Below are 16,644 nucleotides of genomic sequence, written 5' to 3'. Positions count from 1 at the left end.
ATCCGCATCCCTTAAATAGCACAAAGACAATCAATGAAAAGGTATTTTATTCAATTTCTTCTTCTGGTAACGGCTGGGTCAGCTTTTGCACAGAAAAGTGGCTCTAACTACCAATATAGCCTCAATTTAAACAACGTGACCGATGATAAGCTTCAGGTAACGCTGCTTACGCCAAAGTTAAAAGGCAGTGAAACTGTTTTTCATCTTCCCAAAATGGTTCCCGGCACTTATGCAATTGCCGATTACGGACGTTATATTTCAAACCTGAAAGCCTTTGATCAAAAAGGGAACCCATTAAAAACTGACCGGACAGACTCAAACTCCTGGAAAATCTCTGATGCAGATAAACTTACAAAAGTTACTTACCTGGTAGATGACAGCTGGGACAGCCCGGAAATTAAAGGAGCAGAAATATTTCAGCCCGCAGGAACGAATATTGATAAGGACAAATTATTCGTGATTAATAATTTTGGGTTCTTTGGTTATTTTGATGATCAGAAAAGTATTCCTTTCGAGATCACCATCACTAAACCAGCAGACTTTTATGGTTCAACTTCTCTGACAGCGGATCATGTGAATGCGACTACAGATAAATATAATGTCCCTGATTATTACAGTCTGGCAGATGCGCCTATGATGTATAATAAACCGGATACAACTTCTTTAAATATCGGAGGCGCCGAAATCCTGGTTTCTCTTTATTCACCTAATCATAAAGCGACCTCAGCAGATCTTGCAAAGGGGCTTAAACCTACATTAGAAGCTCAAAAGGCATATCTTGGTGGAAAATTACCTGTTGATAAATATGCTTTTATAATCGCTTTAACAGACAATACAAAAATAAGAAGTTATGGCGCATTGGAACACTCTTATTCATCATTGTATTTTCTTCCGGAAAACTTTACTCCGGCAAAACTTGCCGAGAATATTAAAAATGCAGGATCTCATGAATTCTTTCATATTGTAACCCCACTTAGTATTCATAGCCATGAAGTTGGAGAGTTTGATTACGATCATCCTAAAATGTCTGCACATTTATGGATGTACGAAGGACTTACAGAATATGCCGCTCATCATATGCAGGTAAAGTATGGATTGATAGACTTCAAACAATACCTGAAAGTTCAGAATGACAAATTAGATAATGCGATGCGTTATAATGATACATTAGCATTCACTAAAATGTCTAAAGGTGTATTAGACACTTACGAAAGTCAGTATGGAAACGTTTACGAAAAGGGAGCCCTGATTGGGCTGTGTCTTGACATTAAACTCAGACAGTTATCAAATGGAAAATACGGTACGCAGAATCTGATGGCCGACTTATCAAAAACCTATGGTAAAACAAAATCTTTTAATGATGATGAGCTGTTTGCAACCATTACTAAACTGACTTATCCTGAAATCGGTGAGTTCCTGAATAAATATGTTTCCGGATCTGAGAAACTACCTTACAAAGAGATTTTCGCTAGTATAGGTGTAGGTTTTGAACCGGTTATAACCATTAAAAAAGCTGACCTGGGTAAAATGGGCGTAGGTTATAATGGTAAAAACTTTTTTGTTGCCGATATCAACGGAATGAATGATTTCGGTAAAAGAATGGGCTATCAGAAAGGTGATGAGTTGGTGAGCATTAATGGAAAAAACTTACCTGATGCTTCTGAAGTCAACGAGTTCCTGAATAATTTACGTGAAAACCTAAAAGTGGGTGATCAGCTGACCATCGTAGTTTCCAGAAAAGATGCAACTGGAAAAGCCAATCAGGTTACTTTAAGCCAGCCTGTTGAAGTCCGGGAAGAAAAGAAATACAATGTATTGAAAGAATTTCCTGAACTGACAGCTGCGCAGAAAGAATTAAGAAGAGCATGGCTGGATACTAGTTCAAACTAGTTTACACCGCTCAACTCTGGTAAAATCAATTCAATAACGACAATTAAGCACAATAATTAAAACAGGCAGGTATAAAAAATGCCTGCCTGTTTTAGTTTGAAAGTCAATTCCTTCTAAGTTGAAAGCACTGCATGTACATTTTTTTATGTACATTTATATCTAAATTAATTCGATCATAATGTTAATTAGCAGATCAGATATTTCTACACTCAAACGTCTTTCCACATTGGAAGAGTTAGTGCCTGTCGAAGAGATTCCTGCTTCATTTAAAACAGAATTCAACTCATTCTTTTTTGGTAAGACTCTTGTCAGGGAGAAGAACAAATTATTTGCTTACCCCTCTGATATCAAAATATGGATTCGCACACTGTTTGCTAGAGATAAAGATTAATTTCTATGCTGAAACCTTATTTGCAAAGATTTAACGAAGCCTTATCAGGTTTTCAAAATAAATTCCCTAAAGAAAAATGGTCTGAATCTTTCAAAAACAGTTTAATTAACGACTTTGCGTTTTATTCTTCTAAAATCGAAGATCCAGGATTAGAGTATGGTGATACCATCAAATTTTTAAATGATGAATTTGTTGAAAAAGAGAATCTGATTAGCCTTTTTGAGATAAATAATCACAAGGAGGTTCTGCAAAATATCATTGAGAGATACGAAGATTTTGAATTAACCGAAGAATCCATAAAAGAGATCCACAGAGATTTAATGGGAAATGAACTCTCCTGGAACGGTAATTTCAAAAAAGAATTAGTGGGAAATTATCGTAATTTTCAAGTTATTGGTTATAGAGAGCCATTTTACGAAAACAAGGAGTATAATCCACATTATAATCTGGAGATCATAATGTCTTCATATATTGAATTTTTCACTCGTAAATTCAATGCAATTGATAATTCAAAAGACGACACACACTTAATTACAGCACTTGCATATTTTCATAACAAATTTTTAAATGATATTCATCCTTTTGCAGATGGGAATGGAAGAGTTTGCAGGATTATTATGGGAACTATTATGATGAAAAATAACTGCCCTCCTGTTTTTGCGCGTATCCTGTCTAACGTTGATATGATGAGTTATATAAATGTTATCATGACTTGTGAAGATCAGAGTTCAAACGACCCTCTTGTCACGTTTTTAGCAAATGGAATGTCAGCTTATTTAGAAAATAAAATTATTTAATCATTCACCGGGTCAATAATTTTGAACTCAAAATAATTCATTTTACTATCTGACCTTCCACATACACCATTAATTATCAACACAAGAAAATAACTACTAACTAACACTCAGCAGCTTTATTATTTAACTTATTTTAACTTATTAGCATATTATATTATACAAATAATATAACCAACTTAGTCATAAGTTATTATATATGAAGAAACTATTATTTTCCTTACTATTCCTTTTTGCTGCAAACCTCGTTTCTGGACAGCAATTTATCCTTAAAGGTGTCACCTCCGACAAACAAAACAACACCCTTCCATTCACCAGTATTTATATTCAGGGCACTACTAAAGGTACTTCTGCCAATACCAATGGGGAGTATCAGTTTAAACTGGAAAAAGGGCATTATACCTTAATTTTCAAAGCCGTAGGTTATAATCAGCTGATCAAACAAATAGATATCAGTGCAGACATGAACCTGTCTGTTGTTATGGAAGCCGAAGTATACCAGCTTAAGGATGTGGTGATTAAAGCGAATTCAGAAGACCCCGCTTACGAAATCATCAGAAATGCAATCAAAAAACGTAAACAACACCTAACTGAAGTACAAGCGTTTTCTTGTGACACTTATATCAAAGGAGTAACCAAACTTAGAAATGCACCTAAGAAATTTATGGGCAGAAATGTACAGGATGACCTTAAAAACATAGGGCTCGATTCCGGTAAAAGAGGGATACTCTATCTTTCTGAATCGGTTTCTAAATTTAACTTTCAGCAGCCCGGTAAAATCAATGAAGAAATGATTTCTTCAAAAGTGAGCGGCAACAGTAATGGTTTTAGTTTTAACCAGGCTACAGACTTTTTGATTAGTTTTTATAAAAACACCATTGATATCAAAGAGTTGAGTAATGTAGGTTTTGTCTCACCTATAGCTGATAACGCCATGTTATTTTACCGCTATAAATTTATTGGGACTTTTAGAGAAGGTAATGACTGGATCAACAAGATACAAGTAATTTCCCGCCGTAAATACGACCAGGTATTTAATGGTTATATCTATATCATTGATGACAGCTGGCGCATCCACAGTGCAGATCTGGCAATCACCAACAATTCGATTATTGAAGGTATTGATACCCTGCATATCAAACAACAGTTTATTCCGGTCAATCAAGATAAATGGATGCTGGCCAGTCAGCGTTATGACTATTCAGGTGGTCTGCTGGGCTTCAAATTTATGGGTACCTATACAGGGGTATTCAACAACTATAATATTGAGCCCAATTTTCCGCCAAAGTTCTTTACCAACAGGGTAATGAAAGTCAATGCCGATGCCAATAAAAAAGATTCAACCTATTGGGCAGGAGTCCGTCCGATGCTGCTGACCCCTGATGAACGCAGAGACTATGTGAAAAAAGACAGTATCAAACTGGTACGGGGTTCTGATAAATACCGCGATTCAATTGATAGAAAAGAGAATAAATTTAAGCCATTAAAGGCATTATTTTTAGGTTATAGCTATCAAAACACGAAGGAGAAAGAACATTGGGGCATCAGCGGCCCGCTTTTAAACATCAACTATAATACCGTAGAAGGCTGGATTTATAATCCTAAAATAACGTATAGAAAAACGCTGAAAGACAGTACTTCATTAGTGATGCAGCTGAATCCACGTTACGGTTTTGAAAATAAGAAGTTAAGTGCCAACGCGAACCTGAGTTACAGATACGATCCGAAACACAATGCTTATGCCGGAATCCGCGGAGGAACAAGCTACGCCGATTTTAACACAAACTACGATGCGATACCTGCCTTGTTCAATACGATCAGTACGTTATTTGATAAGAACAATATCTTAAAACTTTACAAAAAAGATTTTGTAAATATCAATTCGGGCAGAGAACTTAGTAATGGATTATATCTTTCGGGTAGCCTGGAATATGCCAGCAGAACTCCCTTGTTGAATACTTCTTTCAGAACAATTAAAGACTTTCCGGATAAAGAATTTACAGCAAACAATCCATATCCTACTACAGGCAATGATTACGCCTTTGTAGCAAACAAGGCACTTACTCTTGGTTTATCACTGAATATCACCTTTGCTCAAAGTTATATTGAGCGTCCGGATTTCAAGATCAGACAGGGTTCTGTTTATCCAAAGCTTCAGCTGGATTACCGTAAAGGAATAAAGGGCTTGTTAAACTCGGATATAGACTATGATTATTTAGGAGCACGTGTTTTTGATTCAAACAAGAGGCTGGGGATGATCGGTACTTTCAGGTATAGTTTAGCAGCAGGTAAATTCCTCAACAGGGACAAAATGTATTATATGGATTTCAAGCACTTTGCAGGTAGTAATATTGTAGTTTACACCCAATTTACCGATGGTTTTATGCTGCTCAGCCCTTATGAATTCAGTACAGGAAAGGAATTCCTGGAAGGGCATTTCGAACACAATTTCGGAGGTCTTTTTCTGAGTAAAATCCCGTTGTTTAAAATATTAAAACTACAGGAAGTTGCGGGTGTAAATTACCTGACTTCTGATGTGATCAAAAATTACACGGAAGTTTATGTGGGTGTGCAGCGCTTCGGGTTAAGGTTAAACTTTGTTAAAGCTTTTAATTATCATAACGTAAGTGCTTCAAAAGAGAACCAAAGTACGACAGGATTCAGGATCTCAGCAGCGTTTTAAGATCCTGTAAACCAATTATAGGAGGCCAATCGTAAAGATATGGCCTCTTAATTTGCAAACAACTAATTTTAGTTTTTTGTTAAACGCTCAGGATAAAGTGCTACTTTATAAGGTGCCGTATTTCCACGGATCACCTTCATTACTTTAGGCTGATAACCAACAAATGAGACAGCCATTATACAACTGTACTGACAGATTTTTACTACTGCAACCCCCTCAGCATTCGTAATAGTATCTTTATTGAGCTCTATTAATCTCACAGTTGCGCCTGGAAAAGGCTTAGCCTCTTCATCAATTACAACAACATGGAGCATAGATTCCCTGCTAGCTATTTGATAATAAACAGTTTCTGCTGGTGAACTGGCGGTAAAACTGAGTATTAAAACAGCAAACAAGGATAACAAGCTGATATAAAGGACTAATTTTTTCATCTTTTTGAGATTACTTAAATTTATCCATTATAAAACCGCTTAAGCAGGACAAATGCCCCATAATCAGCGAAGCCCGAAATATTTTATTTCATAAAAAAGAGGCCGTATTGAGATACCTCTCCCAATTAGTGTCTAACTGCCGGGAGATTATATATGCTCAATACGACCTCTTCTTTATTTAAATGCTAAAGGATCAGGCCTGTTTTTACGCATCCTGAAATCGGCAAACATGTTCTTTTCATCAATCATAAAATAGAGATTATTAGACATCAGAAAATCCAGCTCTTTACCAGCCGTCATCTCAAAAGAATGCCCCGGCCAGATCAGTGTATTTTTAGGAAAATAACCTTTAAAAAACTGGACAGAATCATAAAGGGCATCAATATCGTTAATACCACACTCTCCCACGCCTTCAATAAAAACAGTATCTCCGGTAAAACAATGCGGGCCGATGTGATAACAGGTACTTCCTGAAGTGTGGCCTGGTGTCACTACCGGGGTAATCTTTAAATGGCCTATAACCAGCTCTTCCAAATGGTAAACCGGTTGCAGATTTGGACAACTGAAATTATAGTCCCTGATTTCAGTTGCAGACATATAAACCGGAACTCCGTGCAGTTCCGCAAAAGTTGAAGCCAGATTGATATGATCCTTATGCGAATGCGTTAAAAGCACTCCTTTTAATACAATTTGATGTGCCGATAAAAAACCATTGATCAGCTCATAATCCCATGCCGGGTCAACCAGTACACCAGTTTCGCCCTCATGAATCAAATAACATTGATTTTTCATCCTCCCCTCAGAAACACGAAAAAGTTTCACTTCCATAACATCCTTTTTTAGTTTGTAAACTGCATTTCACTCAGGTTCCGGTACAACCCACCACTCACATCAATCAGTTCATGGTGTGTACCTTCTTCAACAATCTGCCCCTGGTGAAGTACTATAATTTTATCAGCCTGCCTTACTGTAGCCAGGCGATGCGCAATCACGATAGAAGTACGTCCTTCCATCAATTTATCCAGCGCATCCTGTACCAATCTTTCAGACTCAGAATCCAGCGCCGATGTGGCTTCATCCAGTATTAAAATGCGTGGAGCTTTCAATACCGCACGTGCAATTGCAATCCGCTGACGCTGTCCGCCAGAAAGCTGTATTCCCCGCTCCCCTACAATAGTGTCCAATCCTAAAGGAAATCTCTGGATAAACTCCCATGCATTTGCCTTTTCCGCAGCAGCAATAATCTCCTCTTTGGAAGCACCTTTTCTACCGTAGCCAATGTTATCTCCAATGGTTCCGCCAAAAAGGAAAACATCCTGTGGAACAACTGCAATCTGCGCTCTCAATTCCGATAAAGGAATACCTGCGCTGTCTCTGCCGTCAAAGAATACACCACCTTTGGAAGGATTATATAATCTCAATAATAGGGATACAATCGTGCTTTTACCGGCTCCGCTTGAACCTACAATAGCAACTTTCTGATTGGAAGAGGCCTCGAAAGATACGCCCTGCAACACATTAATATCTTCCCTTGTAGGGTAATGAAAGTGGATATCACGGAAAGCAATTGTTCCATGAAGCAGGTTTTCCGGTGCAATGTTCCTGAAATCTGTCAGCTCCTCTACCGGTTCTTCCAATAGCTCAAAAAGATGGGTAGTCGCTCCGATACTTTTCTGTAAAGAAGTATATACTTCTGCCAGGCCAGAAATAGAAGTGGCAATAAATATAGAGTATAATAAGAAAGAAATAAGTTCACCTGAAGCAACACCTGTTGTTACCCCACGCCAGATCACTGCTACGAGTGTTCCAAACATCCCGATAATCACAAAAGAGCTAAATAACCCTTTGTACTTACCGCCTTTCATTCCTAACCGGGCCATTTCGTTTGTATGCGCACGGTAGCGGCCAATTTCAAAGAACTCACTGACAAAAGCTTTTACACTGAAAATCCCCTGTAAAGTTTCTTCTACAACAGTATTCGAAAGGGCTACTTTATCTTGTACCTGCATCGCATATTTATTCAGGAACTGCCCGAATAATTCACCTACTACCATCATGACCGGCAATAAAAGCAGCATGAAAATAGTCAGTTCGAATGAAGTGAGCATCAGTAAAACCAGGCCACCAATAATAATGACCGACTGCCGCACCAGCTCTGCTAATGTAGTATTGAATATTTCCTGCAATAAGGTAATATCAGCCGAAATCCTGCTGCTTAGCTCTCCTACCCGCTTGTGCAGAAAAACACTCATCGGCATTTTGATCAGATGACTATAAACAGTCTGGCGTAAAGCAGCTAGTGTTTTCTCCGTAACATTCACAAACAAGACTACCCTGAAAAAGGAGAATATGGCCTGAAGCACAAGAATAATGATCAGCAACCAGCCAATATAAGTTGTTTTACCCGACTCAATTCCCTGCTTCCCCCCATCAATCAATTGTCCAAGTAATTTTGGCAGCGCCAAACCAGATACACTGGCAACCATCAGCAGAAAAAGTCCTAAACTGAATTCCAGCCAGTAAGGCTTTACATAATGTAATAACCGCAATAGCGGCTTAAGAGAATTACTCTTGACACGTTTAACTTTAACAATTTCCGGATTTTGCATTTAGAGAGCTTTGTATTTAAATTACGCAATTATAGCCCGCATTCCGGCGGGCTATAATGATAAAAATTCATAAATGTTAGTGATTAGTCTGGCAATGCGAAACCCATATTTTTATGCAGTGCTTCACGGTAATAATATCCGCCTACTGCAATATCAAAAATGGCCATTCCCATTGGATTGAACATCACTACATCAGTTGCCTCTCTTTTATCCAGAATACCTTTGTTCACGATTTCCGCGATGGAATAGGTATCGTTTTCCAAAAGTCCTTTTTGTTTGTGCATGTTTTCAATATCAGTATTCTGTCTGCAAACTTCTTCCCAGTTGTCTACAATAATGATGTCCATAAAGTCTTTCATATCTACTGTATAATCCCTCAGAGAGACATTCAGTTGCAGTGAGCCTTCTTTAGGCGGAAGATTAATGTAAGGTGCGTCAGATACTGTACAGGTAATAAATATATCAGCATCCTGATAACATTCTTCCCAGCCTGACACGATAAACGTTTGTTCTGCAATTTCATCGTCGATGTTACTGACATCAATAGGGTTCAGGTCATGTATCAGAACTTTATCAATAGTATCACCCAAAATAGAAGTAATCATTCTCAGGTGCATCTGACCGATCGGGCCGAAACCATTGATTCCAACAATTAGTTTGCGGTCACTATTACGGCTGTTGATAAATTCTCTGGCCACTAAACCAGATACAGCAGCTGTTCTGATTGCGCTGATCGTCGCTGTGTTAATGATACAACGCGGAATTCCCGAATCATGTTCATTCAAAATGGTAACGGAATTTGCTCTTAGTTTATCTTTATAAATATTATCAGGAAAACTTGCAATCCATTTGATACCTGCCCACGGATTTTCTCCGCCGATATAAGCGGGCATTGCAATAATCCTGTTTTTAGGATCTCCGAATCTTAAATAAGGCTTAATTGGCTGTGAATAGTCGTTGGCGTGAAGCTGTACCACTGCATCCTTAATTACTGATGTTAATTGTTCCCAATTAAAACCTATCTCTTTAATATTATTGGCATTCAGATATAACATGATTTCTATTTTACGGCTTTAAAAATTGATGGAAAGTACTTCTTCGTTTAACTTGGCTGCCAGTTGTGTACCCCACTCCTGGTTATAAATAGTATCTAAATAAGTATGGCCTTTATCCGGGAAAATCAACAGAGAAGTAGCCTTGGTATCGCTATCATTAAATCTGAAATAATTTTTGGCTGCCAGATAAACAGCACCTGAAGAAGCCCCGGCGAAAATCGCCTGCTCATTCAGCAGTTCATTACAACCTCTGATAATGCTCATTTGAGAAACAATAACCACATCATCAATGATTGCATTTTCCATAATCGGAGGCACCTGGCTCGCGCCTATTCCGGAGATATAACGTTTGACAGGTTTGTCACTGAAAATAACAGAACCTTCTACGTCTACGCCTACAATTTTCACTTCTGGTCTTTTTCTTTTGATAAAATCAGATATGCCGGTAATCGCTCCGCTGGAGCTTACTGCAACAAAAATATAGTCCAGACGATCAAAAGAGGCAATAATCTCTTCTCCAAGGCCATAGTAGCCTTTATAATTATTAGGATCCCCGTATTGATCAGCAATAAAAGAATCCGGCGTTCTTTCATGTAATTCATTCACTACATTAATCCGGGTTAACAAGTATCCTCCAGTATGATCTCTTTCGGTAACTTTCACCACCTGGTATGACATCAGGTTTAATAAAGTCTCGTAAGAGGAATTAATATTCGGATCAATTACCGGGATAAATCTTAATCTAAGTCTTTTACAGATAGAAGCAACTGCTATGGCAAGATTACCGGAACTTGACGCAATGATTGTCGTATGGTCAGTAATTTTTCCAGATTTGATACCATTATAAATGATGCTGAATGCGGCCCTGTCTTTTGAACTTCCTGAAAAGTTATTGTATTCTAACTTTGCAAAAAGGTTGGCTTCATTATTTTTCAGTTCAATTAAAGGGGTATTACCAATAAAGGCAGCGAGTTTTCCTAGTTCGTTTAACATGGGTAGATGAGCTAAAGATGAGAGATTGACTAATTTATAATTTGTTAAAATGGTTCATAGTTAAGGTTATCGTTTTAATCCGATTAATTATTTCTTAATAGAGTATAAATATTTGCATTTTCACTAGTGGATTTGAAAAAATAAAACAAATAAAAACAAGGTTCCCATAGAGAGTAACAGATACCCTTCCTGTTCTTTGGTGATCGACAATTTGATTTTATCAATCGCTTTGTAAATCGTATTGTAGACCGTATGGATAGAAACTTTATTATTTACAGCTATTTCTTTATAGGATAAACCAAGGTAATATTTCTGGTAAATCATATGACGCTGCTTCACTGCCAGCTGCCCGATATGATCTTTAACAATCTGTTTCACGGTTCCATTCACCTTCTGGTGAATATATTCTTCTTCTACTGAAGGAGATAACTGTGTATCAGAAATACCCTGAAAAGGAAATAATTCACCGGGACTAATCAGACTTTTGCGGTAAAGCTTTCTTAAAAAGCAAGTAATAATATAACTATTGAAGTTGTTTACATTCTGAAGTGATGATCTGTTCTCCCACAAGTACAGAAAAACATCATTAATTGCATCTTTAACCACATCTTCTGAAAAGTATCTTTTATAGCCTATAAAACTCAGATAATGGTGATAATGAGAATATATAGTATAAAAATCATCTTTCCCTTTTGTTTTTATAAAAGATATCCAGCTATATTTTAAGTCGCGTCCCTTTAATCCTGCCATATGAGTAACCAATTAAACCTATTAATATATTTTATAAAGTAAAGCAACATACATTAATACATTATTAATTGAACAACTTATTATCATTAACAAAATATATCAGCAGGAACAAAAAAAGACAAATTAAAACTACATGGAGGGCGGCCTGATTATAATTTCATTTCTAAAACCCTTAATCTTTGCTGCGTCTTCCACAGTAAAACAGCTATTCCCCCTTTAACAGGCAATAACCTCTTTATTTATCAATAATTATTCAACTTCACACTCATTAGCATAACATAATCAATGACTTACGGGATATTCATTTTTTTTTACAACTATCCTTAAACACACATTAACTCTAATTACTAATAGATGCCTTAAAGTTAAATTATAAAAAATTAAATCTATTTATTATTACACCAATTGACGATTGCCCTAGGTGAACATCACGGAATTTTGAACAAAAAATTAAATCTGAATTGCCGATTACAGCAATTCAGAGAGGTTATAAGTGCTTCCTGCGGCCGCAGACAAGCTGATTATTTTATTTCCGTATTTAAGCTTACAGTCTCCCGCTTTTTTAGCTTTCAACTGTGCCGAGATCAATTTTCCATTTTCCCATTGCATATCCAGCGTATATCCTCCCCTGGCAATTAAACCCTTAACCTGCCCCTGTTTCCACTCCACAGGAATAGCTGGCAACAGTTCTATGTACCCCTGATGGCTTTGCAAAAGCATTTCTGCAATACCTGCACCTCCACCAAAGTTGCCATCAATCTGGAATGGCGGATGCGCGCAAAACAGATTTGCATAAGTACCGCCACCATTCATTTTCACTTCTGCCCCGTTACCAACAAAACGCAGCAGTTTTTTTAATGCATCATAAGCTCTTTCCCCATTCTGCATTCTTGCCCACAAATTGATTCTCCAGGTGATTGCCCATCCTGTCCCTTCATTGGTGCGCACAGTTAAAGACTTCCTGACCGCATTGGCCAGCTCAGGATTTGCTGCCGAGGTAATAGAATACCCCGGATAAGCGCCAAAAAGATGAGAAAGATGCCTGTGTTTAGGATCTTCATCCTTCCAGTCATGATACCATTCCTGTAAATTCCCAGCCTTACCGATGTGATAAGGCAGCATCTTCTTTAAAGCAGTTTTAACCTGATTACGTACATCGGGATCTGCATTTAACAGTTCACTTGCCTTCACATAATCATTAAATAATTCCCTGATAATAGCTAAATCAGCCGTACCACCATACAACAAAGAGCCCACATAGCCCGATGGCGTGACATAATTATTTTCTGGTGATGTAGAGGGAGCAGTCAAAAGGTTGCCTTTTTTATCTGCGACTAAAAAGTCAAGGCAAAATTGCACTGCACCTTTCATTAACGGATAAGCCTGCTCTTTTAAATACACTTTATCTTGTGTAAAAGCGTAATGCTCCCAAAGATGAGTTGCCATCCAATTACCGCCCATTGGCCAGTTTGCCCATGCCGGAGAGCCCTTTCCAAAATCACCAACCGGATTGGTAATTGCCCAGATATCACTGTTATGGTGTAAAACCCAGCCACCTGCCCCATAATAATTTCTGGCTGTCACTGCTCCGTTTTTTGACAGACGCCCTATAAAATCAAGTAACGGCTGATGCATTTCCGGTAAATTCGCAGTCTCCACCCCCCAGTAATTCATTTCTGCATTGATATTGGTCGTATAATTACTGCTCCATGGTGGCTGTACTTTCTCATTCCAGATTCCCTGTAAATTAGTAGACTGTCCGCCTGGCCTTGATGAACTTATCAATAGATATCTGCTGTATTGATAATATAAGGCAACAAGTGCATTATCATTTTTACCCGCAGCAAAAGCATTTAACCGGTCAACAGTATTTAGCGCTGCGCGATCTTCATCTCCTAAAGTAAGCTGTACCCGATCATAATATTTCCTGAAATCCTGGGTATGATTTTTCAAAAGTACAGCATAAGGGGCCGCTGTTTTCAGGTAAGCCTCCGCTATTTTTAATTCATTTTTTCCATGAGTACCCGGATTGACATCAAATCCGTTATAACTGGTTGCCATAGAGAGCACAATAATCGCTTCACGTGCATCAGATATATGCAGGATACTATCTTTTGCATTAGACTTTCCATCAGTTTTAAGCACCTTAACCTGCGCAGTGAAGCGCATCGCATTCACATCATCCCATATCACTTCATTTCCATGGTTAAGCGGAGAAACATGCACAGGCGAATGTCCGTTCATGGACAGGACTTTACCATTTGAAGATACCTTATGTTGTAACAGACTGTTCAAATGACAGGTAAAATCCAGCTTATCTTTTCCAGTAGCAGTAAAACGGACTACCACCAGCTGATCTGGATGAGAGACAAAAGTTTCCCGGGTATAAGTTGTTCCATTAATTATATAACTGACTTTACTCCTTGCATTTTGTATATCAAGCTCTCTTTGATAAGCAGCAGGCTTTCCCTGATGTTTAAAATCAAAAAACAAGTTACCAAGCGGTGCATAAGATTCTGAGAATTTACCTTGCATAAAACGCACCAGGGAATCTGCTTTTTTATAATTCTCTGCGAACAAAGCTTCTCTTACTGGCTTTAAATAGGTTTTCGCCTGTGGATTCATATCGGGATTTACAGGCCCTCCAGCCCACAGTGTGGCTTCATTTAACGAAAACCGCTCCGTCTGTATACCTCCGTAAACCATTACGCCAAGCCTGCCATTCCCTAATGGCAATGCTTCTTCAAACTGCGTGGCAGGTTTATTATAAATGAGTTTATGGTTATTTTGTTGTGCAGAGGCTTGGATTACAGTCAACAGGAGGCTGGCAAAAAAAAGGAGACGTTTCTTCATTGATATATGGCTTAAATTTGGTCAGGATAAAATAAAGAAAATAATCGAAATGCTGGTTTTACTTTATTAGCTAATGATTAAAAGATATAGGCCATAAAACCAGCATATCAAAACCCAAAACAAGTTCATGAATTTAAACTAGTTATTAAATTTTTAACTGTTTAAATTAAAAACACAATTCATATTTTCAAATAAGCTATAAATCTTATCGATTTAGTTCCCAGCATATTACATCACTCATGATCCGGATCATAAAAATTACAGATTGTATACTGAATTTTAATACGGCGAATAAAATCAATAAAATTAACTTTATCATTATGCTCAAAAGAAATCATTTGAATACAATTGCGTGTCCAGCTCAGAAATTAATAAAAAAGAATATCATTTGATATTAGTCTTTTATCAATCTACAGCCTTGTTCAAAGCGCATATAAACATTTCTTAACCCTTGCTAAACTTACCTCTGCCTGCTACAGATTACCTGGAGATTTCATAGAATTCAGCCGCAGTTAATTTGAAAGCGCCATGGTTGTATCCAGCATTGATTTTATCAGGAAAACACTATTTATGTTAACAAAACAACATATATATGTAATAAGTACTGCAAATTCGTTAATTTTCGACTATTAAAGTAAAAATTCTTAAGGAAGATTGCTTCTCCTTCACTATTTTTAAATCAGCCTCTCATCAAGCAATTTAAATAAGTATAAATGAAGACAATCCTCAAAACGGCTGTCATTTCAACGTTAATCTCTTTCCTTTCTTCTTTTTCCCTGCTTGCTGGCAATGGCCTTCAGGACAAAATACAAACGGCTGTAAATTCTTCTGCGCCTGTCGCAGAAAAGCAGCTGGAAAAACTGATCACCTCTTATATATGGCTGGCAAAAGAAGAAAACCTGAGCAGTAACAAAGAAATATTATTGTCGGCAATTCTAAAAAGTAATCTTTCTGATAAAAAAGTATTTAGCTATGAAATAGAGGCCTTATATGCAAAAAGACTTTTAAAGTTTGAACAGGCAAAGCGTTATATCCTCAGAGCGCTGGATGAAACACCACAGGAAAATTCACGGTTTATCAGGCTGCTGAGAATACTGGCGTTTATTGATACTGACCTGGAAAATTACATGCGGGCCATGGAAAGTTACCTGATTATAGAAAAGCAATTGCAAAACCTTCAGGACACCAGTAAACTTATTTTGAATTATGCAAACATTGCAGATCTTTACATCAAAAGCAGTCTCTACAAAGAAGCCATAACAGCTTTAGACACTGCGACTCATCTGGCTGCCCAACAAGGAAAAGAGCAGATTCAAATGCTGGTTTATGAGAATAAAGCTACAGCCTACTTCCATTTAAACAACCTGGATTCTTTAAACTATTATGCGGACAAAGTAAGCCATATCAAATCCACCAATACGATCAATACACATCGTCTGAAATACATGATGTTATTATTAAAAAAGGATAAAAGATCAATTGATGAAATCAAGATACTGATTGATAATGCCAATGATCCTGAAAAACTATTTACTTATCTTCATTTTGCACAGGCTTACCTCCTGTTTGATCAAACAGGAAAGGCCAGGGAAATAGCCCTTAAACTCTTATCATCCGGAGATCTGAAGAACCTGGGACATATGAGATGTAAACTATTCAACATTATGGGCGACGCCTATGCGAAAGAGAAAAAATTTGCTTTAGCAGCGTTATACTATAAAAAAGCGACGGATCAGGCCGCAGTGAATACAGTCAGAACCATGAAAACCGGAAGTATCCTGAATTACCTGAAATACGATGAAATTAAGAAAAAGTATGTGGTTGCTCAGGAGGACTTAGCAGTGAGGCAAAACTACTTTATGTTGTGTATGGTAGTTGCGGGTATGATTATACTGACTTTTATTTTCCTGTACCGCTCGCTGAAAATGAAGAAAAAATATGATGAATTGATGTTCAATAAATTAAACAGTGAGATTTCATTTATCAATTCTCATGAAATAAGGGGCTACCTGAGTAATATACTAGGCATCATCATGGTGATCAGAATGAGTGAAGACCGGAAGGAAACTTACCTTGAATTTGAACAGGCCCTTTTTGATTCCGCTGAAAATCTGGATCACTCTATTCAGAATATTGCAGCGAAATTAAATGATAAAGCTTAATCCTGTTATTAAGATTAAGCTTTATCATTTAAT

General features: G+C 37.5%; 11 protein-coding genes. 4 read left to right on the top strand and 7 right to left on the bottom strand.

The genetic code is table 11. The features are described 5' to 3' along the window. Window positions 1-33 precede the first annotated feature (33 nt). From HDE70_RS05330 to HDE70_RS05320, 3 genes are all read left to right on the top strand, one after another. Window positions 34-1,890, top strand: a complete 1,857-nt coding sequence (locus HDE70_RS05330) for a peptidase M61 (protein WP_183888493.1) — start codon at window positions 34-36, stop codon at window positions 1,888-1,890. 396 nt (window positions 1,891-2,286) lie between these two features. Next, window positions 2,287-3,078 carry a Fic family protein gene (locus tag HDE70_RS05325; protein WP_183888491.1) on the top strand — a complete coding sequence of 264 codons (792 nt, stop codon included), beginning with the start codon at window positions 2,287-2,289 and terminating at the stop codon, window positions 3,076-3,078. A 196-nt stretch (window positions 3,079-3,274) separates the two neighbouring features. After that, the gene (locus tag HDE70_RS05320; protein WP_183888489.1) at window positions 3,275-5,758 is read left to right on the top strand and encodes a DUF5686 and carboxypeptidase regulatory-like domain-containing protein; all 2,484 of its coding nucleotides are present in this window, start codon (window positions 3,275-3,277) and stop codon (window positions 5,756-5,758) included. Between the two features lie 68 nt (window positions 5,759-5,826). Here HDE70_RS05320 and HDE70_RS05315 read toward each other — a convergent pair whose 3' ends face one another. The 7 genes from HDE70_RS05315 to HDE70_RS05285 form a co-directional block, all read right to left on the bottom strand. Further along, the gene (locus HDE70_RS05315; RefSeq protein WP_183888488.1) at window positions 5,827-6,189 is read right to left on the bottom strand and encodes a carboxypeptidase-like regulatory domain-containing protein; all 363 of its coding nucleotides are present in this window, start codon (window positions 6,187-6,189) and stop codon (window positions 5,827-5,829) included. A gap of 174 nt (window positions 6,190-6,363) precedes the next feature. Next, window positions 6,364-7,017, bottom strand: a complete 654-nt coding sequence (locus HDE70_RS05310; protein ID WP_183865640.1) for an MBL fold metallo-hydrolase — start codon at window positions 7,015-7,017, stop codon at window positions 6,364-6,366. 11 nt (window positions 7,018-7,028) lie between these two features. Then, complete coding sequence (locus HDE70_RS05305) at window positions 7,029-8,798, bottom strand: ABC transporter ATP-binding protein (protein ID WP_183888486.1); 1,770 nt, start codon at window positions 8,796-8,798, stop codon at window positions 7,029-7,031. A gap of 83 nt (window positions 8,799-8,881) precedes the next feature. Continuing rightward, a complete protein-coding gene (locus HDE70_RS05300; RefSeq protein ID WP_183865638.1) occupies window positions 8,882-9,853 on the bottom strand; it encodes a 2,3-diaminopropionate biosynthesis protein SbnB in 972 nt (323 codons plus the stop codon). An 18-nt stretch (window positions 9,854-9,871) separates the two neighbouring features. Then, window positions 9,872-10,846: a 2,3-diaminopropionate biosynthesis protein SbnA gene (gene sbnA, locus HDE70_RS05295; RefSeq protein WP_183865637.1), complete on the bottom strand. Its 975-nt coding sequence runs from the start codon at window positions 10,844-10,846 to the stop codon at window positions 9,872-9,874. 123 nt (window positions 10,847-10,969) lie between these two features. Then, window positions 10,970-11,596: an RNA polymerase sigma factor gene (locus tag HDE70_RS05290; protein ID WP_183865636.1), complete on the bottom strand. Its 627-nt coding sequence runs from the start codon at window positions 11,594-11,596 to the stop codon at window positions 10,970-10,972. 468 nt (window positions 11,597-12,064) lie between these two features. Continuing rightward, entirely contained in the window at window positions 12,065-14,449 is a 2,385-nt protein-coding gene (locus HDE70_RS05285) for a glycosyl hydrolase family 95 catalytic domain-containing protein (RefSeq protein ID WP_183888483.1), read from the bottom strand. Window positions 14,450-15,162: 713 nt separating this feature from the next. Between HDE70_RS05285 and HDE70_RS05280 the strand changes: the two genes are divergently transcribed. After that, complete coding sequence (locus HDE70_RS05280) at window positions 15,163-16,611, top strand: tetratricopeptide repeat protein (protein WP_183888481.1); 1,449 nt, start codon at window positions 15,163-15,165, stop codon at window positions 16,609-16,611. Window positions 16,612-16,644: the final 33 nt, after the last annotated feature.

It is taken from the genome of Pedobacter cryoconitis, from assembly GCF_014200595.1.
GTDB lineage: Bacteria > Bacteroidota > Bacteroidia > Sphingobacteriales > Sphingobacteriaceae > Pedobacter > Pedobacter cryoconitis_C.
Note: the sequence above shows the minus strand (reverse complement) of the source record. Positions and strands in the feature narration are given on the sequence as shown.

What these genes read in the sequence shown, in the direction of transcription:
- HDE70_RS05330 (WP_183888493.1), top strand. Translation starts at nt 34, where the DNA reads ATGAAAAGGTATTTTATTCAATTTCTTCTTCTGGTAACGGCTGGGTCA.
- HDE70_RS05325 (WP_183888491.1), top strand. Translation starts at nt 2,287, where the DNA reads ATGCTGAAACCTTATTTGCAAAGATTTAACGAAGCCTTATCAGGTTTT.
- HDE70_RS05320 (WP_183888489.1), top strand. Translation starts at nt 3,275, where the DNA reads ATGAAGAAACTATTATTTTCCTTACTATTCCTTTTTGCTGCAAACCTC.
- HDE70_RS05315 (WP_183888488.1), bottom strand. Translation starts at nt 6,189, where the DNA reads ATGAAAAAATTAGTCCTTTATATCAGCTTGTTATCCTTGTTTGCTGTT.
- HDE70_RS05310 (WP_183865640.1), bottom strand. Translation starts at nt 7,017, where the DNA reads ATGGAAGTGAAACTTTTTCGTGTTTCTGAGGGGAGGATGAAAAATCAA.
- HDE70_RS05305 (WP_183888486.1), bottom strand. Translation starts at nt 8,798, where the DNA reads ATGCAAAATCCGGAAATTGTTAAAGTTAAACGTGTCAAGAGTAATTCT.
- HDE70_RS05300 (WP_183865638.1), bottom strand. Translation starts at nt 9,853, where the DNA reads ATGTTATATCTGAATGCCAATAATATTAAAGAGATAGGTTTTAATTGG.
- sbnA (WP_183865637.1), bottom strand. Translation starts at nt 10,846, where the DNA reads ATGTTAAACGAACTAGGAAAACTCGCTGCCTTTATTGGTAATACCCCT.
- HDE70_RS05290 (WP_183865636.1), bottom strand. Translation starts at nt 11,596, where the DNA reads ATGGCAGGATTAAAGGGACGCGACTTAAAATATAGCTGGATATCTTTT.
- HDE70_RS05285 (WP_183888483.1), bottom strand. Translation starts at nt 14,449, where the DNA reads ATGAAGAAACGTCTCCTTTTTTTTGCCAGCCTCCTGTTGACTGTAATC.
- HDE70_RS05280 (WP_183888481.1), top strand. Translation starts at nt 15,163, where the DNA reads ATGAAGACAATCCTCAAAACGGCTGTCATTTCAACGTTAATCTCTTTC.